Origin of the sequence: Pseudomonas sp. CFSAN084952 (assembly GCF_009648855.1) — a bacterium.
GTDB classification, from domain to species: domain Bacteria; phylum Pseudomonadota; class Gammaproteobacteria; order Pseudomonadales; family Pseudomonadaceae; genus Aquipseudomonas; species Aquipseudomonas paracarnis.
In genome coordinates this window covers 3,866,376-3,890,989 of the sequence record NZ_CP045767.1, presented here as the reverse complement: position 1 = coordinate 3,890,989, position 24,614 = coordinate 3,866,376, and the positions used below count along the sequence as shown (strand labels likewise).

Below are 24,614 nucleotides of genomic sequence, written 5' to 3'. Positions count from 1 at the left end.
CGGTATTAAGCGTCGGCGGCGCAGGCGGGTTTGCCTGCTGCATATTTAAGACTGGGGTCGACCAGCGCATCAAAGCGTTTCAAGGCTTCGGAGCCAATCAGCAGCGGGTATTGGAATGCGCTGCGGTCAGTCAAGTTCACTTCGATGCTGCGTAAAGCACTGCCCATGCAAATATCCAACGCAATCACTGGGCGGGCGGTGTAGTTCTTGTCCTCATCGGGGTCGTAGTCGCCGGCGCGGCGCTTGATCTTGCTGACACGCGCCAGGGGCAGTTCGATGGGGTGGGAATGGGCGGTGTCGATGGCCAGGTAGAAGCGTACCCAGGATTCGCCATTGCGCTTGAAGCGCTTGATATCGCGGGCACTCAACGAGGCGGTCTTGGCGCCGGTGTCGAGTTTGGCCGCCACTTCCAGGTCGATACCCGCAAGCTTGGCGTATTCATTCAGGCCGTACACGGTCTTCTCGGCGCCAGCGCCAAGGCTCGGTATGCACAGCAGGCACATCACTAGTAGGTAAGGCTTGAGTCTCATAAATCCTGAGGCAGGGCAGTGCACTGTTCATTTCATGGGGACTGGCATTGCTGCGCAATCTCGGGTGCGCCCTTTCATCATCTGATGTCAGGCAAAAGCGGCGGGCATTCTAACATGATGCTTTTTTGGCGCCAGCGCTGGCAGGCGGCCATGCCTGGGCGGGCGATTGATGGGGTTATTAGACGATTGTCGACAATGTGTATTTATTCTTTGACTATGAGAGGCTTATTGGCTAGTTTTTGCGGCATTGATTTTAAAGGTGTCGACAATATGCTGGAGCAACTGGAAAAACCATCGGTGGCACCAGACGATTCCCAGACCATGTCAGAGAACGTCTTCCGGCGTATCCAGGCCGCCATCGTCAAAGGCGAAATCGCCCCCGGTAGCAAGATTTCCGAGCCGGAGCTGGCGCGCACCTACGGCATCAGTCGCGGCCCGCTGCGCGAAGCGATCCATCGCCTGGAAGGCCAGCGCCTGCTGGTGCGGGTGCCTCATGTCGGCGCACGCGTGGTGTCTTTGAGTCACGCCGAGCTGGTCGAACTGTATGAGATTCGCGAGTCCTTAGAGGGCATGGCCTGTCGCCTGGCCGCCGAGCGTATGACTGACGCAGAGATCGAGGAGCTGCGCCAGGTGTTGCACACCCACGAACGGGATGCGGCGTTCCAGGCCGGTGTCGGCTATTACCAGCAGGAAGGCGACTTCGATTTTCACTACCGCATCATTCAAGGTGCCGGTAACCGCACCCTCACCCAAATGCTCTGCGGCGAGCTGTATCAACTGGTGCGCATGTACCGCATCCAGTTCTCCGCCACCCCCAATCGTCCACGCCAGGCCTTTGCCGAGCATCACCGCATTCTGGACGCGATTGCCGATCGCGACGGTGAACTGGCCGAACTGTTGATGCGCCGGCATATCGGCGCCTCCAAACGCAACATTGCCCGTCACTTCCCGGACGGTGCGCCTTCATCACGAGGTGAGTCATGAGTTCCAACAACAACAGCACTCCCGGCCAGCGTTTCCGTGACGCCGTCGCCAGCGAACAGCCCTTGCAAGTGGTGGGCGCCATCAATGCCAACCATGCGCTCTTGGCCAAGCGCGCCGGCTTCAAGGCGATTTACCTGTCAGGTGGCGGTGTAGCCGCCGGCTCCCTGGGCGTGCCGGACTTGGGCATCACCGGCCTGGATGACGTGCTCACCGACGTGCGTCGCATTACCGACGTGTGCGACCTGCCGCTGCTGGTGGACGTGGACACCGGTTTCGGCTCCTCGGCGTTCAACGTGGCACGTACCGTCAAGTCGATGATCAAGTTCGGCGCCGCCGCCATCCATATCGAAGACCAGGTGGGCGCCAAGCGCTGCGGTCATCGCCCCAACAAAGAAATCGTGTCCCAGCAGGAAATGGTCGACCGCATCAAGGCCGCCGTGGATGCGCGCACCGATGACAGCTTCGTGATCATGGCGCGCACCGACGCCCTGGCGGTCGAGGGCCTGGAGTCCGCGCTGGAGCGTGCCGCCGCGTGCATCGAGGCCGGTGCCGACATGGTGTTCCCGGAAGCCATCACTGAACTGGAGATGTACAAGCTGTTCGCCTCCCGCGTGAAGGCGCCGATCCTGGCGAACATCACCGAGTTCGGCGCCACACCGCTGTACACCACCGAACAGTTGAAATCTGCGGATGTTTCCATTGTGCTGTACCCGCTCTCGGCTTTCCGTGCCATGAACAAGGCCGCCGAGAATGTCTACACCGCGATTCGTCGCGACGGTACCCAGCAGAATGTGATCGACACCATGCAAACGCGCATGGAGCTTTACGATCGCATCGACTACCACACCTTCGAGCAGAAGCTCGACGCGCTGTTCGCCGCGAAAAAATAAACCCTGTGGTTCCCTGAACAACTACAAAATTGGAGAACGAACATGGCTGAAGCAAAAGTATTGAGTGGTGCTGGCCTGCGTGGCCAGGTCGCCGGGCAGACGGCACTGTCCACCGTGGGCCAGGCCGGCGCCGGCCTGACCTACCGTGGCTACGACGTACGCGAACTGGCCGCCGACGCCCAGTTTGAAGAAGTCGCCTACCTGCTGCTGTACGGTGAATTGCCAACCCAGGCCGAACTGGCCGCTTACAGCAACAAGCTGAGCAAACTGCGTGACTTGCCCCAGGCACTGAAAGAAGTGCTCGAACGCATCCCCGCCGACGCCCATCCGATGGACGTGATGCGCACCGGGTGCTCGTTCCTGGGCAATATCGAGCCGGAGAAAGATTTCAGCGTGCAGCGCGATGTCACCGACCGCCTGCTCGCCGCGTTCCCGGCGATCATGTGCTACTGGTATCGCTTCAGCCACGACGGCCAGCGCATCGACTGCGTGACCGACGAGCCGAGCATCGGTGGCCACTTCCTGCACCTGCTGCATGGCAAGAAACCGAGCGAGCTGCACGTCAAAGTGATGAACGTGTCGCTGATCCTCTACGCTGAACACGAATTCAACGCTTCGACCTTCACCGCACGGGTGTGTGCATCGACATTGTCCGACCTGTATTCCTGCGTCACCGCTGCCATCGGCTCCCTGCGCGGCCCGCTGCACGGCGGTGCCAACGAAGCGGCGATGGAAATGATCGAACGTTTCTCCTCGGCCCAGGAAGCGGTTGAAGGCACCCTTGGCATGTTGGCGCGCAAAGACAAGATCATGGGCTTTGGCCACGCGATCTATAAAGACAGCGATCCGCGCAATGAAGTGATCAAGGGCTGGTCGAAAAAGCTCGCTGACGAAGTGGGCGACACCGTGTTGTTCCCGGTCTCCGAAGCCATCGACAAGACCATGTGGGAACAGAAGAAGCTGTTTCCTAACGCCGATTTCTACCATGCCTCGGCGTACCACTTCATGGGCATCCCGACCAAGCTGTTCACGCCGATTTTCGTATGCTCGCGCCTGACTGGCTGGGCTGCGCACGTGTTCGAGCAGCGCGCCAACAACCGCATCATCCGTCCAAGCGCCGAGTACACCGGCGTTGAGCAGCGCAAGTTCGTGCCAATCGAACGTCGCTGAATGGGATGGGCTGTGCCCGCTGGCTCATATGCTTTTTTGTGGGAGCTGGCTTGCCTGCGATGGCATCACCTCGGTGTACCTGTCACACCACAGTGATGCCATCGCAGGCAAGCCAGCGCCCACAGGAAACAAAGCCAGTGTCGACAGTTCACCTTTCGAACTTACCGTGACCGAGTCCTGACGATGAACACTGAATTTCGCAAACCGCTCCCCGGCAGCCGCCTGGATTTCTTCGACGCCCGTGCGGCTGTTGAGGCAATCACCCCCGGCGCCTACGCCACGCTGCCCTACACCTCGCGCGTGCTCGCCGAGAACCTGGTGCGCCGTTGCGACCCGGCCACCCTCGACGCGTCCCTGAGCCAACTGATCGAGCGCAAGCGCGACCTCGACTTCCCGTGGTTCCCGGCCCGCGTGGTGTGCCATGACATCCTCGGCCAGACCGCTCTTGTCGACCTCGCCGGCCTGCGCGATGCCATCGCCCAGCAAGGCGGCGACCCGGCGCAGGTCAACCCGGTGGTGCCCACCCAACTGATCGTCGACCACTCCCTGGCCGTCGAGGCCGGTGGCTTTGACCCGCAAGCCTTCGAAAAAAACCGCGCCATTGAAGACCGTCGCAACGAAGACCGCTTCCACTTTATCGAGTGGACCAAAAAGGCCTTCAAGAACGTCGATGTGATCCCGCCGGGCAACGGCATCATGCACCAGATCAATCTGGAGAAAATGTCCCCGGTGATTCAAGTGCGTGACGGTGTGGCCTTCCCGGATACCTGTGTCGGCACCGACAGCCATACGCCTCACGTAGACGCCCTGGGTGTGATCGCCATCGGCGTCGGTGGTCTGGAAGCCGAGAGCGTGATGCTCGGCCGCGCGTCGTGGATGCGCCTGCCGGAAAGCGTTGGCGTGGAATTGACCGGCAAGCTGCAACCGGGCATCACCGCCACCGATATGGTGCTGGCACTCACCGAATTCCTGCGCCAGCAAAAGGTGGTCGGCGCCTGGCTGGAGTTCTTCGGCGAAGGGGCGTCGGCACTCACTTTGGGTGACCGTGCCACCATCTCCAACATGGCCCCGGAGTACGGCGCCACCGCCGCGATGTTCTACATCGACGCGCAAACCATTGCCTACCTCAAACTCACCGGTCGCGAAGACGAACAAGTCGCCCTGGTCGAGCAATATGCACGCCACACTGGCCTGTGGGCGGACGACCTGAAAGGCGCGCAGTACGAGCGCAGCCTGAGCTTCGACCTCTCCAGCGTCGTGCGCAACATGGCCGGCCCGAGCAACCCTCATGCCCGCCTGGCCACCCGCGACCTGGCGTCAAAAGGCATTGCCGGCCAATGGGATGACGTGCCGGGGCAAATGCCCGACGGCGCAGTGATCATCGCCGCCATCACCAGTTGCACCAACACCAGCAACCCGCGCAACGTGATCGCCGCCGGCCTGTTGGCACGCAACGCCAACAAGCTTGGGCTGACCCGCAAGCCGTGGGTCAAGTCGTCTTTGGCGCCGGGCTCGAAAACCGTGGCCATGTACCTGGAAGAAGCCGGCCTGGGCCATGAGCTGGAAAAACTCGGTTTTGGCGTGGTGGCCTTTGCCTGCACCACCTGCAACGGCATGTCGGGCGCGCTCGACCCGGTGATCCAGCAAGAGATCATCGACCGCGACCTGTACGCCACCGCGGTGTTGTCGGGTAACCGCAACTTTGACGGGCGCATTCACCCTTACGCCAAGCAAGCCTTCCTGGCGTCGCCGCCGCTGGTGGTGGCCTATGCGATTGCCGGTACCATCCGTTTCGACATCGAGAAGGACGTGCTCGGCCTGGATGCCGACGGCAACGAAATCCGCCTGCAAGACATCTGGCCGAGCGATGAAGAGATCGACGCGGTGGTCAAGGCTTCGGTAAAACCCGAGCAATTCCGTGCGGTGTATATCCCGATGTTCGCCATTCACGAAGACACCGGGCCCAAGGTCACGCCGCTGTACGACTGGCGCCCACAAAGCACCTATATCCGCCGCCCGCCGTACTGGGAAGGCGCGCTGGCCGGTGCACGACCGCTCAAGGGCATGCGCCCGCTGGCGGTGCTGCCGGACAACATCACCACCGACCACTTGTCGCCGTCCAACGCGATCATGCTGGACAGCGCCGCCGGTGAATACCTGGCGAAAATGGGCTTGCCCGAGGTCGACTTCAACTCCTACGCCACCCACAGGGGCGACCATTTGACGGCGCAGCGCGCCACCTTCGCCAACCCGAAACTGTTCAACGAAATGGTGCAGGAAAACGGCAAGGTCAAGCAGGGCTCTCTTGCGCGTATCGAGCCGGAAGGCAAGGTCACGCGGATGTGGGAAGCCATCGAGACTTACATGGAGCGCAAGCAACCGCTGATCATCATCGCCGGCGCCGACTATGGCCAAGGTTCGTCCCGCGACTGGGCGGCCAAGGGCGTACGCCTGGCCGGTGTGGAAGCGATTGCCGCCGAAGGCTTCGAGCGCATCCACCGCACCAACCTGGTGGGCATGGGCGTGTTGCCCCTGGAGTTCCTGCCAGGCACCGACCGCCACACCCTGCAAATCGACGGCAGTGAAACCTATGACGTGGTCGGCGAGCGCACCCCGCGTGCGCAACTGACCCTGGTGATCAACCGCAAGAATGGCGAACGTGTCGAGGTGCCAGTGACCTGCCGCCTGGACACCGCCGAAGAAGTGTCGATCTACGAAGCCGGTGGCGTGTTGCAACGTTTCGCCCAGGACTTCCTGGAATCAAAGGCGACCGCCTGAAGAGGATAACCATGGCACACGTAGCGCAAATCAAAATCCCCGCCACCTACATGCGTGGCGGCACCAGCAAGGGCGTGTTCTTCAGCCTCCAGGACCTGCCCGCCGCGGCGCAGGTGCCGGGCCCTGCACGCGACGCCTTGTTGCTGCGGGTGATCGGCAGCCCCGACCCCTATGACAAGCAGATCGACGGCATGGGGGGTGCCACCTCGAGCACCAGCAAGACCGTGATCCTGGCCAAAAGCAGCCGCGCCGATCACGACGTGGATTACCTGTTCGGCCAGGTCTCCATCGACAAGCCATTTGTCGATTGGAGCGGCAACTGCGGCAACCTGTCGGCGGCGGTGGGTTCGTTCGCCATCAGTGCCGGCCTGGTCGATGCGGCCCGCGTACCCCATAACGGCGTGGCCGTGGTGCGGGTGTGGCAGGCCAATATCGGCAAGACCATCATCGCCCACGTGCCAATCACTGACGGCGCGGTGCAGGAAACCGGCGACTTTGAACTGGACGGCGTGACCTTCCCGGCTGCCGAAGTGCAGTTGGAATTCATGGACCCCGCGGCGGAAGAAGAGGGCGGTGGTGGTTCGATGTTCCCCACTGGCAACCTCGTCGACGACCTGGAGGTACCCGGCGTCGGTACCTTCAAGGCCACGTTGATCAACGCCGGTATCCCGACGATTTTCATCAATGCCCAGGACTTGGGCTACACCGGAACCGAGCTGCAAGGCGCGATCAACAGCGACCCCAAGGCCCTGGCGATGTTCGAGACCGTGCGGGCGTATGGCGCGTTGCGCATGGGCCTGATCAAACACCTGGACGAAGCCGCCCAGCGCCAGCACACGCCCAAGGTGGCGTTCGTGGCCAAACCTGCCGATTACGTGGCCTCCAGCGGCAAGGCGATCAAGGCCGGCGATGTGGACCTGCTGGTGCGCGCCTTGTCGATGGGCAAACTGCACCACGCGATGATGGGCACCGCGGCGGTGGCGATTGGCACCGCCGCGGCGATTTCCGGCACCTTGGTCAACCTGGCGGCGGGCGGCGTAGAGCGCAATGCCGTGCGCTTCGGGCACCCGTCCGGCACTTTGCGCGTAGGCGCCGAGGCCAGCCAGGTGGACGGTGAATGGGTGGTGAAGAAAGCCATCATGAGCCGCAGCGCACGGGTGTTAATGGAAGGCTATGTGCGCATCCCCGGCGACGCTTTCTAGCTTGATCGTTCCCACGCTCCGCGTGGGAACGCCGCCTGGGACACTCTGCGTCCTGCTGTGACGCAGAGCGTCACGGGATGCATTCCCACGCGGAGCGTGGGAACGATCAAACCCTGACCCTGAGGATGGAACAACCAACTTTTAGGAGAACCGCCATGAGCGCCAACGTCGACCAGAACAACCGTCCCGACTACGACTCGGTGTTGCAGGACATCGCCGACTACGTCCTCAACTACCGCATCGACTCCCAGGACGCCCTGGATACCGCCCGCAACTGCCTGATGGACACCCTCGGCTGTGGCCTGCTGGCCCTGCGCTTCCCCGAGTGCACCAAGCACCTGGGGCCGATGGTAGAGGGTACCGTGGTGCCGTTTGGCGCACGGGTGCCGGGCACTTCGTTCCGCCTGGACCCGGTCAAGGCCGCCTGGGATATCGGATGCATCGTGCGCTGGCTCGACTACAACGACACCTGGCTTGCTGCTGAATGGGGCCACCCTTCGGACAACCTGGGCGGCATCCTCGCCGTGGCCGATCACCTGTCGCAAAAGCGTCTGGCCAATGGCGACGCGCCGTTGACCGTGCGTGCAGTGCTGGAAGCGATGATCATGGCCCACGAAATCCAAGGTGTGATTGCCTTGGAAAACTCCTTCAACCGGGTAGGCCTCGACCATGTGTTGCTGGTGAAAGTCGCTACCACGGCGGTCACCGCCAAGCTGATGGGCGCCAACCGCGAGCAACTGCTATCGGCGTTGTCACACGCTTTTGTCGATGGCCAGGCGCTGCGCACCTATCGCCATGCACCGAATGCCGGCTCGCGCAAATCCTGGGCCGCAGGCGATGCATCGAGCCGCGGCGTACGCCTGGCAGACATCGCCCTGCGTGGCGAAATGGGCATCCCCGGTGTATTGAGTGCGCCGCAGTGGGGCTTCTACGACGTGCTGTTCAGCCACACCAACAAGGACTTGGCGCTCAAGCCCCAGGATAAGCGCGCGTTCAGCCTGCCCCAACCCTACGGCACCTACGTGATGGAGAACGTGCTGTTCAAGATCAGCTTCCCGGCCGAGTTTCACGCGCAAACTGCCTGTGAAGCGGCAGTCGCCCTGCACCCGCTGGTCAAGCATCGCCTGCATGAAATCGACCGCATCGTGATCACGACTCACGAGTCGGCGATTCGCATTATTTCCAAGGTCGGCCCATTGGCCAACGCCGCTGATCGCGACCACTGCCTGCAATACATGACCGCCGTGCCGTTGGCGTTCGGCAACCTGGTGGCCGAGCAGTATGAAGATGATTTCCACGCGGCCCACCCGATCATTGATCAGCTGCGCGACAAGATGGTCATCGTCGAAGACCCGCGCTACAGCCGCGAATACCTGGAGGCCGACAAGCGCTCCATTGCCAATGCGGTGCAGGTGTTTTTCACGGATGGCACCTGCACCGAGCAGGTGGCGGTGGAGTATCCGATTGGCCATCGTCGCCGTCGGGTGGACGGCATTCCACTGCTGGAAGACAAGTTCAAGGCCAACCTGGCCACGCGGTTCACTGCGCAACGCAGCGCCGAAATCTTTGCGTTGTGCAAGGATCAGGCACGGCTTGAGGCGACGCCAGTCAACCGTTTCATGGACCTGCTCACGATCTGAAAAACAACGCGGTTAATGTGGGAGCTGGCTTGCCTGCGATAGCGGTGTGTCAGCCCCACATGAATTGACTGGATGTCAGCTATCGCAGGCAAGCCAGCTCCCACAGTTGATTGAAGTTCTGCTTCAGAATCTATTCAAACCGCAGTATCACCCGGCGGTTGTGCTTGCTCTTCTTCTCGATCTTTTCGCAGAACACCCGGCCGATTTCCTCGGTATTGAGCACATGGGTGCCGCCGCAGGGCTGGATATCGATGCCGGGGATTTCAATCACCCGGACCGAACCGGAGACCACCGGCGGCGCAACCGCCTGGGTGCGGGTGATCTGCAGCAGGGTCGCGTACTCGGTGGCGGGCATCGACAGAGTTTTGACGGCGTGGGCTTGTTCGATAAGGGCGTTGAGGTCTTGGGTGAGGCGGTCTTTGTCCAAGGTCATTTCTGGCAGGTCGAAATCCAGGCGGCCTTTATCTGCGCTGATGCTGCAACCGGTCACGGGCGCGTCGATGAGCGAACACAGCAAGTGCAGGCAAGTGTGCATCTTCATGTGCTGGTAGCGCCGCTCCCAATCCAGCCCAGCGTCGACCTGGACGCCAGCGGCCAACTGTTCGGGGTAGTGGTCCACCTGGTGCCAGATGATCGAGCGCAACACCGGGTCGCGCACGGTGCCGGTCACTTGCACCCGTGTGCCATCGGCCAGAGTGAGGTGACCGGTATCGCCCGGTTGCCCGCCGCCGGTGGGGTAGAACAGGGTGTGCTCCAGGGCGATACCCTGTTCGCTGATGGCAATCACCCGGGCGCTGAAGGCGTTCTGGTAGGGCGCGCTGTCAAACAGCGCCAGGGTTTCCATGGTATGCACAGACATGTTCAACCTCCGACGATCAATGGGGTGGCTTGCAAGAGGTGGCGCACCAGTGCGCTCAAGCCAGGGGGAGAGAGCAGGGTGATTTCAAATTCCGGCCCGCATACCTTCAGGTTCAGCGGCAGGCGTGGCAGTTGTTCGCCGGTGTCGAGGCGACGCAGACGAAACTGCAGGTGATGCCGCTCTTTCACCGTGGGTTCAAGCATCAGCCCTTGCAGGGGATGAAAGTCGGCGTCCAGCACGGTGACCTTGTGGCCGGCACTCACTTCGCCCACCACGTGCAAGCGCTCATCCAGGGCAAAGGCGCCGAGGTAGTTGCTGTGGTCCGATTCATCGTTTTTTTGCAGTTGGATCTGGTTGACCACCTTGACCTTGGTGCCTGCCGGCACGTCTTGGGTAATCACGCAGGAGGGGCTGATAAACACGTTATCGCCGATCGAAACATAGCCCAGCACCCGGGCGCCGGCGCCGACTTCGACGTTGTTGCCCAGGCGCGGGTGGCGTTTGCCGTCCGGGTTGTTGGCAATACCGCGCGCACCCAGGGTCACGCCGCAGAGGATGTAGCAGTCGTTGCCGATCACGCAGGTTTCGCCGATGACGGTGCCGTAGCCATGGTCCAGCACAAAGCGGCGGCCGATGCGCGCTGCCGGGTGAATCTCGGCACCGGAGAGGATCTTGCCCTGGTTACTCAGCTTGAGGGCCATGCGCGAAAAATCGCCGTTGTCTGGGCCCTGGAAATGCCAGACCAGGTGCGCAAGGCGGTAGAACAGCACGGCCTTGAACGAGGCGTAGGATTCCAGGATCAACTCACCGCGCCCACGGGACGCGGGGTCGCGATAGGCATAGGCAATCAGGTCCTCGGCCACCGCCTGGGCGGCGTTCTGAATCAACGGCGCCAGGTGCGGCTCCAGTTGCTTCATCTGTCTGGGCGTGAGGGTGGTGATGAGATGGGTGAGCAACTCATCGTGCAGCTGTTGCATGTCGATAAAGCCCCCCATGGAGACACCCCCGTATGTTGGATGGTTAAAAACCCGGTTACTCGAAACTGGGCAGGTAGCTGTCGGCATTGTCGTAGACCATGGTCAACACCACCGTTTCAGGCGGCAGTTCGGGGGCGAGTTGGGCGATGGCGACCATGTTGGCGGCCGAAGACAGCCCCAGGCTGATGGCATCGGTGCGCATGATACGTTTGATCATGTCCAGGCAATCGGCGTGCGACACCTTGAGCATGCCGTCGATCACGTCCAGGTTGAGGATGCTAGGGATCAGGCCGATCGACAGGCCCTGGATCCCGTGCGCCGCGTGCCGGTCTTTGAGCAGGTCGCATTCTTCCGGTTCTACGCCCATCACTCGCAGCGCGGGCCAGGCGGCCTTGAGGGTTTCGCCGATACCGGTGATATGGCCCCCGGTGCCAATGCCGCTGACGAAGTAATCCACGCGCTGTTCACCGAAGGCGCGAAGGATTTCCGGGGCGGTGGTGTCACGGTGGGTTTGGGGGTTGGCGCCATTGCGTTGCTGGTTGAGCATCACGTAGTTGGGGTTTTCCAACTGCAGCTCCATGCACTTTTCGCCGTGGGAGTTATTGCCCAGGCGGCTATCGGACAGCACTACCCTCGCACCGTACAGACGCAGCAGCTTCTGTTTTTCCGGGCTGTAGTTGTCAGGGATCACCAGCACCACTTTGTAGCCCAGCACATTGCCGGCCATCACCAGGCCAATGCCGGTGTTGCCGCCACTGGGTTCGATGATGGTCTGCCCGGAATCACGGATCAGCACACCGCGGCGCTCGGCATCCAGGATCATGCCCAGGGCGATGCGCGCCTTGTGGCTGCCACCGGGGTTGAGCGACTCCAGCTTGGCGTAGACCTCGATGCCGAGGTCTTCGGAAAACTGGGCCAGACGCACGATCGGCGTCTGGCCGATCACGTCGAGAATGGAGTTATGCAGCATCAGCACGTCCCCACTCTCAGTAAAGCGGCATGTCAGGTTCGACGTCGCGAACCCAATGTTTCATGCCGCCCTGCAGGACTTTGGTGTTGGCAAAGCCAGCGGCCAACAGGGTGCTGGCGGCTTGCTCGGCGCGGGTGCCTGCGTAGCAGATCAGGTAGTGGGTGTTGTCGCGGCTCAGACTGGCGAGCTGCCCATCCAGTTCTGCCAGCGGGATATGCACCACGCCCGGTAATTTGCACACTTCCAGTTCGCTGGCGTCACGCACGTCCAGCAATACATCGGCGCTGCTAGGGTGTTCGAGCACTTGCTTGAGTACCTGGGGCTTGATGTAGCGTTCCGCGGCCAGGGAGGGCTGGCTCGGTAAGGCATCGGCGCAGGTGGCCGGCGCGACGGTTTCGCTGTGGCGCAGGTCCGAGCAGCAGGGGCAGTCAGCGCGGCGCTTGAAGCGGATCTCGCTGAACTTCATCGCCAGCGCGTCGAAGCGCATCAAGCGGCCGGACAAGGGTTCGCCAATGCCGATCAGTAATTTGATCGCCTCGGTGGCCTGGATCATACCGACCACGCCCGGCAACACGCCGATCACACCGCCCGCGCTGCAATTGGGCGCCAGCTCTGCGGGTGGGGCCTTGGGGAACAGGCAGCGATAGCACGGCCCACCTTTATAGTTGAGCACGCTGATCTGCCCGTCGAAACGGTAGATGGCGCCGTACACCAAGGGTTTACCCAGCTGCACACAGGCGTCGTTGACCAGGTAGCGGGTGTCGAAATTGTCGGTGCCGTCGATCACCAGGTCATAGGCGCCCACCAGTGCCAGGGCGTTGTCGCTGTTGAGCGCGGTGTTGTACGCGTTGATCTGGATATGCGGATTGAGGTCCAGCAGGCGCTGCTTGGCGGACTCGACCTTGGGCATGCCCAGGGTGCTGTTGCCATGCACGATCTGGCGTTGCAGGTTGCTGCTTTCCACCACATCAAAGTCCACCAGCCCCAGGGTGCCGATGCCGGCCGCCGCCAGGTACAGGCTGATGGGCGAGCCCAGGCCGCCGGTACCGATGACCAGCACCTTGGCTTTCTTCAGGTTCAATTGGCCTTCGCGGCCGACGCCTGGCAGGGTGATGTGGCGCACATAGCGCTGCACTTCTTCGTTGCTCAGGGCATCGATGTCCATGCCACCTGAAGTGGCGAGCAACACTTCGATCCGGGCTTTTGCTGGCAGGGGTTCATCGGCGTCGATCAACGCCTCCTCGGCGGTAAACAGGAAGTGTTCCTTGAGCTGGTCGTTCTTTTCATGGAACAGGTGCTGACGCAATTGGGGGTGATGGGTGCAGAGATTTTCAATGACTTCGCGCAATGTCGATCCGGCGCCCTCAAGGGTCGATTCCGGCAGCTTGGCCACGCGAACCAGAATGTCGGGGAAAGAGACAGCGTTCATGGACAACTCCGTGTGCAGGTCGTTGAAAGGTTGAAGGGAGAAATGCTTGCCATCCCAGGCAAACAGCTTGGAGCCCAGGGCCTGGCCCTGGCGGACATCCACCACCAAGTAGCTGACGGGGAAGATCGGCTCGCCCAGGAACAGTGCCTTGTCCTGGTCTTCGTCACTGAAATAGGCGCCCACATCCGGGTGTGAGTGGTAAATCACTACCACCGGGTTGTCACTGCGAAACGCCTTGTTCATCAGCAGGGTGTCGGCCACCGAAAAGGTGTAGCCATTGGCCGCGCTGCGTGGGTACATCTCGGGGTTCTTGCGGTGCAGTTCATTCTGGATATTGCTGCCCAGGTACACGCTGCCGTCGGCGAAGACGAAACCACAGCACTCCTCGGGGTAGCTGCGGCTGGCGTGGGCGTAGATCTGTTCCAGGGCGATGGGGCGGAGGACGTCCATGTTTCTCTCGCGTTGGTTGAGGGTCACTTTTTCTTGGCCATGAGTTTTTCAATCGGCAACTTGGTGATCGCAAAGCCGGCCAGCAGGATCGCCGAGTACAGCATCAGGTCGCGGGAAATTTCCACGCCTTCGTACCAGGCACCGATGATGACCGCGAACACCGGGAAGATGATGAACACGAACGACAGGATGATCGGGCTCAGGCGCTTGAGCAGCATGAAATACACAATGAACCCGCCCACCGAGGCCACCAGCCCCAGGTAGAACAGCGCGCTCCAGGAGCGCAGGGTAATGGCGTCGAACGTCGGTGTTTCAAACCACAGGCCGGCCAGGAACAGCATCAGCCCGGCAATGCCGATGGGCAGGGTGTTGTAGGTGATGACGCTGATGGCGCTGCCTTTTTGCTTGGTAATGACATAGCACAAGGCGTGCATGATCGCGGCGCTCAGAATGGCCAGTACCCCGAAGAACTCGGCGTGGTCCAAGTGCAGGCCCTGGCTCTTGATGATCATGTAAAGGCTGCCGAAACCGATGCCTATGCCGACCACCTGGGAAAAATAGATGCGCTCGCGCAGGAACAGCGCCGAGAAGATCAGGATGAATACCGGCATGCAACTGAACAGCAGGGCGGTGAGGCCCGACGACACATGCATTTCGCCGTAGTTGAGCAAATAGTAGGGAACGCTGAAGTAAGACAGGGTCACAAACACGAAGAACCAGCGGCTTTCCCGGGGAAACAGGATCGGCTCACGGCGCACCATGGCAAAACACAGGAACAGCGGAAACGCGATGAGAAAGCGCAGGCCGGCGGATGTCAGCGGCGGCACGCTCTCGACGGCGATCTTGATGCCCAGCCACGTGGTGCCCCAACTCAGGCACACGATCAGGAACATCACGCTGGTCACCAGCCCGGCGAGCCACTGTTTTTGCGTTTTTGTTTTTGCAGTGTTTTCGAGAACGGCGGACATTGGCATCGTTTATTGCTTCCCTGAGCCGGAATTGAACTCTATATTGAACTTGTAATGAGTTATGTTTATCGGCGATTGAACCCGTAAAAGCACACTATTAGGGCGAAAGATGGCTGTCAAAACAAATATTGACATGGTGTCAATTATGCGTGAGGGCTTGTCCAACGGGCAGGGCGTGAAGTACAAGCGCCTGTCCGATGTGATGGAACGGGGCATCCTCGAAGGCTTGATTGAACCGGGACGAAAACTGCCGCCCCATCGGGTGCTTTCCGACAATTTAGGCGTGACCATCGGCACCATCAGCCGGGCTTACGGTGAATTGGAGCGCCTGGGCCTGGTGGTTGCACGGGTGGGTGACGGCACCTTCGTGCGCAAGCGTGGGATGGAGCGCCAGCGTGATGAGGGCTTTCGTAATTTCAGCGAGGAGCCGCGCCAGTACTTCGACATGAGCCGCAACATGCACATTCCCGGGCAAGAGACGGTGTTTCTCGCCCAGAGCTTTCAAACCCTGTCGAATAATGCCAAGTTCCTCCAGGACATCAGCGCCTACACCCCCGACGCCGGCCTGCCGCGTTACCGTGAAGCGGGCGCGCAGTGGCTGGTGCAGCGCGAGTTTCATCCGATTCCCGAGCAGGTCATTTGCGTCAACGGCGGTCAGCATGGCTTGCTGTGCGCGATGATGGCGCTGCTGCGTGCTGGCGATACGGTGGTCACCGAGCAGTTGACTTATCCCGGGCTGATTACCGCTGCGCGTATGCTGGGGGTGCGGCTGATCGGCCTGGAGATGGACGAGGAAGGTGTGCTGCCCACGGCGCTGGATGAGGTCTGTCGCAATCACCGGATTTCGGCGTTGTATTGCACGCCGACTATCCAGAATCCGACCACCGCCGTGTTGTCGGTGGCGCGCCGCGAAGCCTTGGCCAAGGTGTGTCGCGAACATAACCTGCTGATTCTGGAGGACGAAGCCCACGGTGTGCTGGTGGAGGACCGTCCGCCGCCCCTCAGCTACTTCGCGCCTGAGCGTACGATCTTGATCAGCAGCCTGAGCAAGGCCGTGTCGGCTGGTTTGCGGGTGGGCTACGTGCATGCGCCGCCGGCGCTGGTCAGTCGCATCTCGGCGGCGCTACGTTCGACCTGCTGGATGGCCACACCTGTGACTCTGGAGTTGGCGACCCAGTGGATTGAAAACGGCACGGCGGAATATTTGTTGCGTCAGCAGATCAACGAGATCAGCCGCCGCAAGACGTTAGTCGAAGATTTATTGAACGGCCTGGCCTATCGCACCCACCTCAATAGCCCGCACTTCTGGATCGAAGTACCGGAGCCCTGGCGGGCCTCGGAAATCGAGGCGGAGCTCAAACAGAACAATTACCTGATCGCCACCGCCGAGGCTTTTGCCGTGGGGCAGACGGCGGTGCCGCAGTTTATTCGGGCGAGTATCTGCAACACGTCGGGCGATGATCAGTTATTGCGCGAGGGGTTTGACGCGCTGGCGACGGCGCTGGGGCAGGGGGGCGGGCGGTTTCATCTGTAAATCCGCGTTACCGTTGCTCGTTCCCACGCTCTGCGTGGGAATGCATCTTGCGACGCTCCGCGTCGCTATTGCGGGACGCGGAACGTCCCAGGCGGCGTTCCCACGCAGAGCGTGGGAACGATCAGATCAGGCGACAGAGATCACTTGAAGCGCCGCTCCACACCCTTCTCCACCAGAATCTTCGCCGAAATCTCTTCCACCGAAAAATGCGTGGAATTGATGTGCGCAATATTCTCGCGACGGAACAGATTTTCTACTTCCCGCACTTCAAATTCGCACTGGGCATAGCTGGAGTAGCGGCTGTTGGGCTTGCGTTCGTTGCGGATGGCGGTCAGCCGGTCCGGGTCGATGGTCAGGCCGAACAGTTTGTGTGAGTGCGCGCGCAAGGCGGCGGGCAGGGTCAGGTGTTCCATGTCATCTTCGGTCAGCGGATAGTTGGCCGCACGAATACCGAATTGCATGGCCATGTACAGGCAGGTGGGGGTCTTGCCGCAACGCGACACGCCCACCAGGATCAGGTCGGCCTTGTCGTAGTAGTGGGTGCGGGCGCCGTCGTCGTTGTCGAGGGCGAAGTTCACCGCCTCGATGCGCTCCATATAGTTGGAGTTATGCCCGATGGAATGGGACTTTCCGACGGAATAGGAGGAGTGTTCACTCAGCTCCTGTTCCAACGGCGCCAGGAAGGTAGAGAAAATGTCGATCATGAAACCATTCGACGTTGCGAGAATCTCACGAATGTCTTGATTGACGATGGTGTCGAAAATGATCGGGCGAAAACCGTCTTTTTCAGCCGCCAGATTGATTTGTTGTACCATGGCCCGCGCTTTATCCACGCTGTCTATATAAGGCCGGGTGAATTTGGCGAAGGTAATGTTTTCGAACTGCGCGAGCAGGCTCTGGCCCAATGTTTCGGCTGTGATGCCGGTGCCGTCGGAAATAAAGAAAGCAGATCGTTTCATTTGAGCCCTGGGCCTTAAGCTGATGGCGAATCTTGGATATGATAGGCGCGATTTTGCCGTCCCGCAGTGGGCCGCATTCTCACTTATTTTCCAGGTCCAGGCCACAAGCGCTGGCGTTAGCTCCTACTGAGCAACCCGCGTCCTGAGCTTTTCCAACACAGAAAGTGGAGAGATCACCTTGGTAGAGTACGTAGTTTCCCTCGATAAGCTCGGCGTCCATGATGTAGAGCATGTGGGGGGCAAGAACGCATCCCTCGGCGAGATGATCAGTAATCTTGCAGGCGCTGGTGTCTCGGTGCCCGGTGGTTTCGCCACCACGGCCCAGGCTTACCGCGACTTCCTAGAGCTGAGCGGCCTCAACGCCCAGATCCACGCCGCGCTGGACGCCCTGGACGTCGATGACGTCAACGCCCTGGCCAAGACCGGCGCCCAGATCCGCCAGTGGATCATGGAAGCCGAGTTCCCCGAGAAGCTCAACGAAGAAATTCGCACCGCCTTCGCCACCCTGTCGGCCGGTAACCCGGACATGGCCGTCGCCGTGCGTTCCTCGGCCACCGCCGAAGACTTGCCGGACGCCTCCTTTGCCGGCCAGCAGGAAACCTTCCTCAACATTCGCGGCGTCGAAAACGTGATCCGCGCGGCCAAGGAAGTGTTTGCCTCCCTCTTTAACGACCGTGCGATCTCCTACCGCGTACACCAGGGTTTCGACCACAAGCTGGTGGCCCTGTCTGCCGGCGTGCAGCGCATGGTGCGTTCGGAAACCGGCACTGCCGGTGTGATGTTCACCCTGGATACCGAATCCGGTTTCCGTGACGTGGTGTTTATCACCGGCGCCTACGGCCTGGGCGAAACCGTCGTACAAGGCGCGGTCAACCCGGACGAATTCTACGTACACAAGGGCACCCTCGAAGCGGGCCGCCCGGCCATCCTGCGCCGTAACCTGGGCAGCAAGGCCATCAAGATGATCTACGGCGACGAGGCCAAGGCCGGTCGCTCGGTCAAAACCGTTGAAGTCGACAAGGCCGAGCGTGCGCGTTTCTGCCTGACCGACGCTGAAGTCAGCGAGTTGGCCAAACAAGCGATGATCATCGAAAAGCACTACAAGTGCCCGATGGACATCGAGTGGGCCAAGGACGGTGACGACGGCAAGCTTTACATCGTGCAGGCTCGCCCGGAAACCGTGAAGAGCCGCACTTCGGCCAACGTCATGGAGCGCTACCTGCTCAAGGAAACCGGCACCGTGCTGGTGGAAGGCCGTGCCATTGGCCAGCGCATTGGCGCAGGCAAGGTGCGGATCATCAAGGACGTGTCCGAGATGGACAAGGTCCAGCCGGGTGACGTACTGGTTTCCGACATGACCGACCCAGACTGGGAACCGGTGATGAAGCGCGCCAGTGCCATTGTTACCAACCGTGGCGGGCGTACCTGCCACGCGGCGATCATTGCCCGTGAGCTGGGGATTCCGGCAGTCGTGGGTTGCGGCAACGCCACCCAACTGCTCAAGGATGGCCAGGGTGTGACCGTGTCCTGCGCCGAAGGCGATACCGGCTTTATCTTCGAAGGTGAGCTGGGCTTCGATATCAAGCAAAACTCCATCGACGCCATGCCCGACCTGCCGTTCAAGATCATGATGAACGTCGGCAACCCGGACCGTGCCTTTGATTTCGCCCAGTTGCCGAACGCCGGCGTGGGCCTGGCCCGCCTGGAATTCATCATCAACCGCATGATCGGCGTGCACCCCAAGGCACTGCTGAACTATGACGGCCTGCCGCTGGACATCAAGGAAAGCGTCGACAAGCGCATCGCCGGCTACAACGACCCGGTAGGTTTCTACGTCGAGAAACTGGTCGAAGGCATCAGCACCCTGGCTGCGGCGTTCTACCCGAAAAAGGTCATCGTGCGCCTGTCGGACTTCAAGTCCAATGAATACGCGAACCTGATCGGCGGCAAGCTCTACGAGCCGGAAGAAGAAAACCCGATGCTGGGTTTCCGCGGCGCCTCGCGTTACATCAGCGAAGCCTTCCGTGACTGCTTCGAGCTTGAATGCCGTGCGCTCAAGCGCGTGCGCAACGAGATGGGCCTGACCAACGTCGAGATCATGGTGCCCTTCGTGCGCACCCTGGGCGAAGCGAGCCAGGTCGTGGACCTGCTGGCAGAAAACGGCCTGACCCGTGGCGAGAACGGCCTGCGCGTGATCATGATGTGCGAATTGCCGTCCAACGCCATCCTGGCTGAAGAGTTCCTGGAGTTCTTCGACGGTTTCTCCATCGGCTCCAACGACCTGACGCAGTTGACCCTGGGCCTGGACCGCGACTCGGGGATCATCGCCCACCTGTTCGACGAGCGTAACCCAGCGGTCAAGAAGCTGCTGGCCAACGCCATCCAGGCCTGTAACAAGGCTGGCAAGTACATCGGTATCTGCGGCCAAGGCCCTTCGGACCACCCGGACCTGGCCAAATGGCTGATGGAGCAGGGGATCGAGAGCGTCTCGCTGAACCCCGATTCCGTGCTGGAAACCTGGTTCTTCCTGGCTGAAGGCCAAGCGTCCGCCTAAGATCGCGTGGTCAAAAGTGCCGGTCACTCGTTGCGGGTGACCGGCATTCTTATCTGTACAGGGCGGGAATCCTTGCGGACGCCGCCCTTTTTTGTGCAAGAGCATTATGCAAAGCAGCAGCCATCTGTTTCCTGTCGCCCTGATCAGCGCTGAACGTCGGGGCGACCTGAGTGAAGACGTCTACCGACTCAAACCCGGTAACAGCCCGGACGGCACCGTCGAGCTGGCGGTTACCCGTTTGGGCCTGGCCGATGTCCCGGAAAACCGGGGCACGCCGATTATTTTGTTGCATGGCAGTTTTTCCAATCGACGTTTCTGGTATTCGCCAAAAGGAATTGGCCTGGGGGCTTACCTCGCACGTCGCGGATTTGATGTGTGGATCCCGGAAATGCGCGGTCATGGTTTGTCCAAGCGCAATCACGACTACGCCAGAAACCGCGTCGCCGATTATGCGCGCTACGATTTGCCGGCCGTGGGGGCGTTTGTGTGTGAGCAAAGCGGGCAGATTCCGCACTGGATCGGGCATTCCCTCGGTGCCACCACCCTGGCTGCGGCCTTGGGTGGGCAGCACTTGGATGCATCAGCGGTGGCGTCGGTGGCGTTGTTCGGCTGCCAGGTCAGTCGCACCCACTGGCCGTTGAAAATTCCACCGGTGGAGTGGGGCGCTCGCTTTATCCTCAAGCGCCTTGCCCATCTGTCGGGCCCGCGCTTCAAGCGTGGGCCCGAGGACGAGCCGGCCGGCGTGATGATCGAAGCGATGCGTTGGAACGGCCTGTTCGGCCGGTTTGGCGATGCCGAGCATGACTGGTGGAAAGGCTTGGCGCAGGTCGATGTGCCGCTGTTGGCGGTGAGCGCAGCGGGCGACCGGCAAGACCCGGACTGGGCCTGCCGCAAGCTCTTCGAGCAAGTGGGCAGCGAGCATCGCCAGTACCTGTGCCTGGGACGTCAGCAAGGTTTCAGCGACGATTTCGGCCATGTGCAGATGCTGGTCAGTAAAGCGGCCCAGGCCCAAGTGTGGCCTTTGGTCGAGCGCTGGTTGAACGACCCGCTGACACCCTTATTCGGTACGCAATCCGAAGTGTCCGCAGCGGTTTGACGAAACGCTCTACCAAGGGCGTTTCACTCTTGAATGGTTGCGGCTAAGATATGACGCGCCACGCGGTTCTGGTCATATTCAGTCGCGCAACGTGTATTGCGTTACGCTGAACCGGGTTTGATCATGGCCGCCGCCAACGCCCAGGCACTTAAAGAATGCCTGTCGCGGGGCGTTTTCTTGATGTACACCGTGGATGTTCGACCTCTTCTTTGATGACAGGAGTTTCTCGATGAACCATTACGTGACCCCCGACCTGTGTGACGCCTACCCGGAGCTGGTGCAGGTAGTGGAGCCGATGTTCAGCAACTTCGGTGGCCGAGACTCCTTTGGTGGCGAGATTGTCACCCTCAAATGCTTCGAGGATAACTCCCTGGTCAAGGCGCAGGCTGACCTGCCGGGCGTTGGCAAAGTGCTGGTGGTCGACGGTGGTGGTTCCCTGCGCTGCGCGTTGCTGGGTGACATGATTGCCGAGAAAGCCGCGAAAAATGGTTGGGAAGGGCTGGTGATCTACGGGTGCATCCGTGACGTCGACGTCATCGCTCAGACCGACCTGGGTGTGCAGGCCCTGGCCTCTCATCCGAAAAAAACCGACAAGCGCGGCCTTGGCGACCTGAACGTCCCGGTGACATTCGCAGGCGTGACGTTCCGCCCCGGTGAGTACATTTATGCCGATAACAACGGGGTGATCGTGTCACCCAGCCCGCTGAAAATGCCTGAATAAACTGCCGCAACCGGTCGGGGTGAGGATGTTCGAAGAAGAAAACGCGCAATGGGGGCTGGTGCATGCCCTGGTGCTGGACGGTAAAGGCGGTGCGCGTTCGATTGCCCGGACTGAGCTCGACGATTTGCAGTTGCAGCCCCAGGAAAGCCTGTGGCTGCACTGGGATCGCAGCCATCCTCAAACCCAGACCTGGCTGCGCAAATCCAGCGGCCTGAGCGAGTTTGCCTGTGACCTGCTGCTGGAGGAAAACACCCGTCCACGGCTGTTGCCGCTGCCGGACGCCGAATTGCTGCTGTTTCTGCGCGGGATCAATCTCAACCCAGGCGCGGAGCCGGAAGACATGGTGTCGGTGCGCATTTTCGCCGCCGCCAACCGAGTGATTTCCCTGCGTTTGCGCCCCTTGCGCGCTACCGATGAGTTGCTGGTGCAACTGGCAGACGGCAAAGGCCCCAAGACGGCGTCTGAACTCATCCTTTATATGGCTCAGTACCTGACCAACAAAGTGCAGGATCTGGTCGCCGGCTTGTCTGAAATCGTCGATTCCGAGGAAGAAAAACTCGATGCCGACGAACGGTATACTCCGGAGCACGGCAGCGTTCTGCAGATCCGTCGAAGAGCCGCCGGACTCAAGCGCTTCCTGGCCCCCCAGCGGGATATTTTCGCCCAGCTGACACGAATCAAATTGGCGTGGTTCTGCGACGACGATGCCGACTATTGGAACGAACTGCACAACAGCCTGACCCGTTACCTGGAAGAGCTGGAATTGGCCAGAGAGCGCGTGGGGCTTGTGCTGGAGGCTGAAGACCGGCGCTTGAGCCTGCGCATGAACCGCACCATGTACCGCTTCGGGATCATCACCGGGATCTTCTTGCCGATGAGTTTTCTCACCGGTTTGCTCGGTATCAATGTGGGCGGCATTCCATTCTCTGCCAGCCCTTATGGATTCATGATCGCGTGCCTGTTGATGGTGTCTGTGGCACTGGGGCAATGGTGGTTATTTCGACGATTGCGCTGGGTTTGACCTGAATATGACCTGAACGTAAGAAAGGGCCGATGTGACCCGATGAATTTTACCCTCGTCTTTTAAATCACTTGCGAGAGGTCTCTATGCACGATCCGTTCGAACAGTCTTTGCGTGACATGCTCAATGCTTCGCCATCCAACCGTGATGACGATGCCTGCCTGGGCCGCGTACTGAAAACCGCCAACCGTCAGGTAGGGGCGGGTGACCTGTTCGGTCTGCTCGGGCGTTGGTTGCCGGCGTTGATGATGGCCCTGAACAACGGTTCGGCCCATGTGTCACCGGTTTCCCGTCGTAAACCTCTTGCTAGCACTGCTGATAAGGCTGATTGAATATGGAACTTGATCTCTGGACCCAGAGCCTGGTCACCGCGATGACCGCATTGTGGACCAAGGTGGCGAATTTCATTCCCAACCTGTTTGGTGCCCTGGTCCTGGTATTGCTGGGTTTTGTCGTGGCCAAGCTGCTCGATACCCTGCTGTCCAAATTGCTCGCCAAACTGGGGCTCGATCGCCTGATGGCTGGCACTGGCCTGACCAAATTGCTCGGCCGCGCGGGGTTGCAAGTACCGATTTCGACCCTGATCGGCAAGATCGTCTATTGGTTCGTTCTACTTATTTTTCTGGTTTCTGCAGCGCAGTCCCTTGGACTTGAGCGAGTTTCAGCTACGCTCGACATGCTGGCACTGTATTTGCCGAAAGTTTTCGGCGGCGCGCTGGTGCTGCTGGTGGGGGTTCTACTCGCGCAACTGGCCAACGGGCTGGTGCGCGGGGCCGCCGAAGGCGTGGGGTTGGACTACGCAGCGGGCCTGGGACGAATTGCCCAGGGGCTGGTGATCATCATCAGTATTTCCGTCGCGATCAGCCAGTTGGAGGTCAAAACTGACCTGCTCAACCACGTGATTGTGATTGTTTTGATTACCGTTGGTCTGGCAGTTGCGCTGGCCATGGGGTTGGGAAGCCGGGAAATTGCCGGTCAGATTCTTGCGGGAATCTATGTGCGTGAGCTGTATCAAGTTGGGCAACAGGTGCGTGTGGGCGAGGTCGAAGGGCAAATCGAGGAGATCGGCACAGTCAAGACGACCGTGCTGACCGATGACGGGGAACTGGTGTCGCTGTCCAACCGGATTCTCCTGGAGCAGCAGGTCAGTAGCCGCTAATCCGGCAAATCCTGCTAATGTACGCCGCCGCAAACCCGGGTGACCGGGTTGCAGCGGACATTGACCTGACTGTCGGCACGACTTGTTTTGAATAAAGCCCAAACGCTGTCCACGCGCTATGACCCCCGTGAGCTCTCTGATGAGGAGTTGGTCGCGCGCTCGCACACGGAGCTGTTTCACGTAACACGCGCGTACGAAGAATTGATGCGCAGGTATCAACGCACTCTGTTCAACGTTTGTTCAAGGTATTTGGGGAACGATAGAGACGCGGATGATGTCTGTCAGGAAGTGATGCTCAAGGTGCTATACGGCCTGAAGAACTTCGAGGGCAAATCGAAGTTCAAGACCTGGCTGTACAGCATCACCTACAACGAGTGCATCACGCAGTATCGGAAGGAACGGCGAAAGCGTCGCTTGATGGACGCTTTGAGTCTGGACCCCCTTGAGGAGGCGTCTGAAGAGAAGGCGCCGGCACCCGAGGAAAAGGGCGGACTTGATCGCTGGTTGGTGCATGTGAACCCGATTGACCGCGAAATTCTGGTGCTTCGATTTGTCGCAGAGCTGGAATTTCAGGAAATCGCTGACATCATGCATATGGGTTTGAGTGCTACAAAAATGCGGTACAAGCGTGCTCTTGATAAATTACGTGAGAAATTTGCGGGCGAGACTGAAACTTAGTGCGTAGCAAATATCTCTTACGTGTAGGCAAGTTCTGTTAGACTT

General features: G+C 60.3%; 21 protein-coding genes. 14 read left to right on the top strand and 7 right to left on the bottom strand.

Features of this window, described 5'->3' with window-relative positions:
- Positions 1-5 precede the first annotated feature (5 nt).
- Positions 6-530 carry an ATP-dependent zinc protease gene (locus tag GH769_RS17575; RefSeq protein ID WP_014719501.1) on the bottom strand — a complete coding sequence of 175 codons (525 nt, stop codon included), beginning with the start codon at positions 528-530 and terminating at the stop codon, positions 6-8.
- 270 nt (positions 531-800) lie between these two features.
- Here GH769_RS17575 and GH769_RS17570 point away from each other — a divergent pair, with 270 nt between their 5' ends.
- From GH769_RS17570 to prpD, 6 genes are all read left to right on the top strand, one after another.
- The gene (locus GH769_RS17570; RefSeq protein WP_014719500.1) at positions 801-1,514 is read left to right on the top strand and encodes a GntR family transcriptional regulator; all 714 of its coding nucleotides are present in this window, start codon (positions 801-803) and stop codon (positions 1,512-1,514) included.
- Positions 1,511-2,404, top strand: a complete 894-nt coding sequence (prpB, locus tag GH769_RS17565) for a methylisocitrate lyase (RefSeq protein WP_003193320.1) — start codon at positions 1,511-1,513, stop codon at positions 2,402-2,404. The genes GH769_RS17570 and prpB overlap by 4 nt, the downstream gene beginning before the upstream one ends.
- A gap of 42 nt (positions 2,405-2,446) precedes the next feature.
- Positions 2,447-3,574: a 2-methylcitrate synthase gene (gene prpC, locus GH769_RS17560; protein ID WP_014719499.1), complete on the top strand. Its 1,128-nt coding sequence runs from the start codon at positions 2,447-2,449 to the stop codon at positions 3,572-3,574.
- Between the two features lie 183 nt (positions 3,575-3,757).
- The gene (gene acnD / locus GH769_RS17555; protein ID WP_020302623.1) at positions 3,758-6,352 is read left to right on the top strand and encodes a Fe/S-dependent 2-methylisocitrate dehydratase AcnD; all 2,595 of its coding nucleotides are present in this window, start codon (positions 3,758-3,760) and stop codon (positions 6,350-6,352) included.
- 11 nt (positions 6,353-6,363) lie between these two features.
- Positions 6,364-7,554, top strand: a complete 1,191-nt coding sequence (gene prpF / locus GH769_RS17550) for a 2-methylaconitate cis-trans isomerase PrpF (RefSeq protein ID WP_020302624.1) — start codon at positions 6,364-6,366, stop codon at positions 7,552-7,554.
- 155 nt (positions 7,555-7,709) lie between these two features.
- The gene (gene prpD, locus GH769_RS17545) at positions 7,710-9,194 is read left to right on the top strand and encodes a 2-methylcitrate dehydratase (RefSeq protein WP_032903093.1); all 1,485 of its coding nucleotides are present in this window, start codon (positions 7,710-7,712) and stop codon (positions 9,192-9,194) included.
- 130 nt (positions 9,195-9,324) lie between these two features.
- On the opposite strand, the gene GH769_RS17540 is transcribed toward prpD, so the two are convergent.
- From GH769_RS17540 to GH769_RS17520, 5 genes are read right to left on the bottom strand one after another with little or no spacing between them, the layout of a single operon-like run.
- On the bottom strand, positions 9,325-10,053 hold the full coding sequence (locus GH769_RS17540) for an alanyl-tRNA editing protein (protein WP_014719495.1): 729 nt from the start codon (positions 10,051-10,053) through the stop codon (positions 9,325-9,327).
- 2 nt (positions 10,054-10,055) lie between these two features.
- On the bottom strand, positions 10,056-11,048 hold the full coding sequence (locus tag GH769_RS17535) for a serine O-acetyltransferase (protein ID WP_014719494.1): 993 nt from the start codon (positions 11,046-11,048) through the stop codon (positions 10,056-10,058).
- A 37-nt stretch (positions 11,049-11,085) separates the two neighbouring features.
- Positions 11,086-12,000 (bottom strand): PLP-dependent cysteine synthase family protein, encoded by a 915-nt coding sequence (locus tag GH769_RS17530; protein ID WP_003193306.1) that lies wholly within the window; start codon positions 11,998-12,000, stop codon positions 11,086-11,088.
- Positions 12,001-12,016: 16 nt separating this feature from the next.
- Entirely contained in the window at positions 12,017-13,879 is a 1,863-nt protein-coding gene (moeB, locus tag GH769_RS17525) for a molybdopterin-synthase adenylyltransferase MoeB (RefSeq protein ID WP_019820550.1), read from the bottom strand.
- A 23-nt stretch (positions 13,880-13,902) separates the two neighbouring features.
- Complete coding sequence (locus tag GH769_RS17520) at positions 13,903-14,847, bottom strand: DMT family transporter (RefSeq protein ID WP_019820549.1); 945 nt, start codon at positions 14,845-14,847, stop codon at positions 13,903-13,905.
- Positions 14,848-14,956: 109 nt separating this feature from the next.
- On the opposite strand from GH769_RS17520, the gene GH769_RS17515 reads away from it, so the two are divergent.
- A complete protein-coding gene (locus GH769_RS17515) occupies positions 14,957-16,381 on the top strand; it encodes a PLP-dependent aminotransferase family protein (RefSeq protein ID WP_032874163.1) in 1,425 nt (474 codons plus the stop codon).
- A gap of 140 nt (positions 16,382-16,521) precedes the next feature.
- Here the strand turns inward: GH769_RS17515 and GH769_RS17510 are convergent, their stop codons facing one another.
- Positions 16,522-17,340 carry a pyruvate, water dikinase regulatory protein gene (locus tag GH769_RS17510; protein ID WP_003193298.1) on the bottom strand — a complete coding sequence of 273 codons (819 nt, stop codon included), beginning with the start codon at positions 17,338-17,340 and terminating at the stop codon, positions 16,522-16,524.
- A 178-nt stretch (positions 17,341-17,518) separates the two neighbouring features.
- On the opposite strand from GH769_RS17510, the gene ppsA reads away from it, so the two are divergent.
- The 7 genes from ppsA (at position 17,519) to sigX (ending at position 24,569) form a co-directional block, all read left to right on the top strand.
- Entirely contained in the window at positions 17,519-19,894 is a 2,376-nt protein-coding gene (gene ppsA, locus GH769_RS17505; RefSeq protein WP_003193296.1) for a phosphoenolpyruvate synthase, read from the top strand.
- Positions 19,895-20,000: 106 nt separating this feature from the next.
- On the top strand, positions 20,001-20,990 hold the full coding sequence (locus GH769_RS17500; protein ID WP_014719489.1) for an alpha/beta fold hydrolase: 990 nt from the start codon (positions 20,001-20,003) through the stop codon (positions 20,988-20,990).
- Positions 20,991-21,219: 229 nt separating this feature from the next.
- On the top strand, positions 21,220-21,711 hold the full coding sequence (rraA, locus tag GH769_RS17495) for a ribonuclease E activity regulator RraA (RefSeq protein WP_019820544.1): 492 nt from the start codon (positions 21,220-21,222) through the stop codon (positions 21,709-21,711).
- Between the two features lie 25 nt (positions 21,712-21,736).
- On the top strand, positions 21,737-22,732 hold the full coding sequence (locus GH769_RS17490; RefSeq protein WP_014719487.1) for a zinc transporter ZntB: 996 nt from the start codon (positions 21,737-21,739) through the stop codon (positions 22,730-22,732).
- An 86-nt stretch (positions 22,733-22,818) separates the two neighbouring features.
- Complete coding sequence (locus tag GH769_RS17485; RefSeq protein WP_014719486.1) at positions 22,819-23,064, top strand: hypothetical protein; 246 nt, start codon at positions 22,819-22,821, stop codon at positions 23,062-23,064.
- 2 nt (positions 23,065-23,066) lie between these two features.
- Positions 23,067-23,891, top strand: coding sequence for a mechanosensitive ion channel domain-containing protein (locus GH769_RS17480; RefSeq protein WP_003193288.1), 825 nt, complete (start codon positions 23,067-23,069; stop codon positions 23,889-23,891).
- A gap of 87 nt (positions 23,892-23,978) precedes the next feature.
- The gene (sigX, locus tag GH769_RS17475) at positions 23,979-24,569 is read left to right on the top strand and encodes an RNA polymerase sigma factor SigX (RefSeq protein ID WP_003193286.1); all 591 of its coding nucleotides are present in this window, start codon (positions 23,979-23,981) and stop codon (positions 24,567-24,569) included.
- Positions 24,570-24,614: the final 45 nt, after the last annotated feature.

Bases quoted from the DNA above. Each gene is read 5' to 3' on its own strand.
- GH769_RS17485 (WP_014719486.1), top strand. From the start codon at position 22,819: ATGCACGATCCGTTCGAACAGTCTTTGCGTGACATGCTCAATGCTTCG.
- GH769_RS17490 (WP_014719487.1), top strand. From the start codon at position 21,737: ATGTTCGAAGAAGAAAACGCGCAATGGGGGCTGGTGCATGCCCTGGTG.
- prpD (WP_032903093.1), top strand. From the start codon at position 7,710: ATGAGCGCCAACGTCGACCAGAACAACCGTCCCGACTACGACTCGGTG.
- prpF (WP_020302624.1), top strand. From the start codon at position 6,364: ATGGCACACGTAGCGCAAATCAAAATCCCCGCCACCTACATGCGTGGC.
- GH769_RS17480 (WP_003193288.1), top strand. From the start codon at position 23,067: ATGGAACTTGATCTCTGGACCCAGAGCCTGGTCACCGCGATGACCGCA.
- GH769_RS17575 (WP_014719501.1), bottom strand. From the start codon at position 530: ATGAGACTCAAGCCTTACCTACTAGTGATGTGCCTGCTGTGCATACCG.
- GH769_RS17500 (WP_014719489.1), top strand. From the start codon at position 20,001: ATGCAAAGCAGCAGCCATCTGTTTCCTGTCGCCCTGATCAGCGCTGAA.
- acnD (WP_020302623.1), top strand. From the start codon at position 3,758: ATGAACACTGAATTTCGCAAACCGCTCCCCGGCAGCCGCCTGGATTTC.
- moeB (WP_019820550.1), bottom strand. From the start codon at position 13,879: ATGGACGTCCTCCGCCCCATCGCCCTGGAACAGATCTACGCCCACGCC.
- GH769_RS17540 (WP_014719495.1), bottom strand. From the start codon at position 10,053: ATGTCTGTGCATACCATGGAAACCCTGGCGCTGTTTGACAGCGCGCCC.
- GH769_RS17535 (WP_014719494.1), bottom strand. From the start codon at position 11,048: ATGGGGGGCTTTATCGACATGCAACAGCTGCACGATGAGTTGCTCACC.
- GH769_RS17515 (WP_032874163.1), top strand. From the start codon at position 14,957: ATGGCTGTCAAAACAAATATTGACATGGTGTCAATTATGCGTGAGGGC.
- GH769_RS17530 (WP_003193306.1), bottom strand. From the start codon at position 12,000: ATGCTGCATAACTCCATTCTCGACGTGATCGGCCAGACGCCGATCGTG.
- GH769_RS17510 (WP_003193298.1), bottom strand. From the start codon at position 17,340: ATGAAACGATCTGCTTTCTTTATTTCCGACGGCACCGGCATCACAGCC.
- prpB (WP_003193320.1), top strand. From the start codon at position 1,511: ATGAGTTCCAACAACAACAGCACTCCCGGCCAGCGTTTCCGTGACGCC.
- GH769_RS17570 (WP_014719500.1), top strand. From the start codon at position 801: ATGCTGGAGCAACTGGAAAAACCATCGGTGGCACCAGACGATTCCCAG.
- GH769_RS17520 (WP_019820549.1), bottom strand. From the start codon at position 14,847: ATGTCCGCCGTTCTCGAAAACACTGCAAAAACAAAAACGCAAAAACAG.
- rraA (WP_019820544.1), top strand. From the start codon at position 21,220: ATGAACCATTACGTGACCCCCGACCTGTGTGACGCCTACCCGGAGCTG.
- prpC (WP_014719499.1), top strand. From the start codon at position 2,447: ATGGCTGAAGCAAAAGTATTGAGTGGTGCTGGCCTGCGTGGCCAGGTC.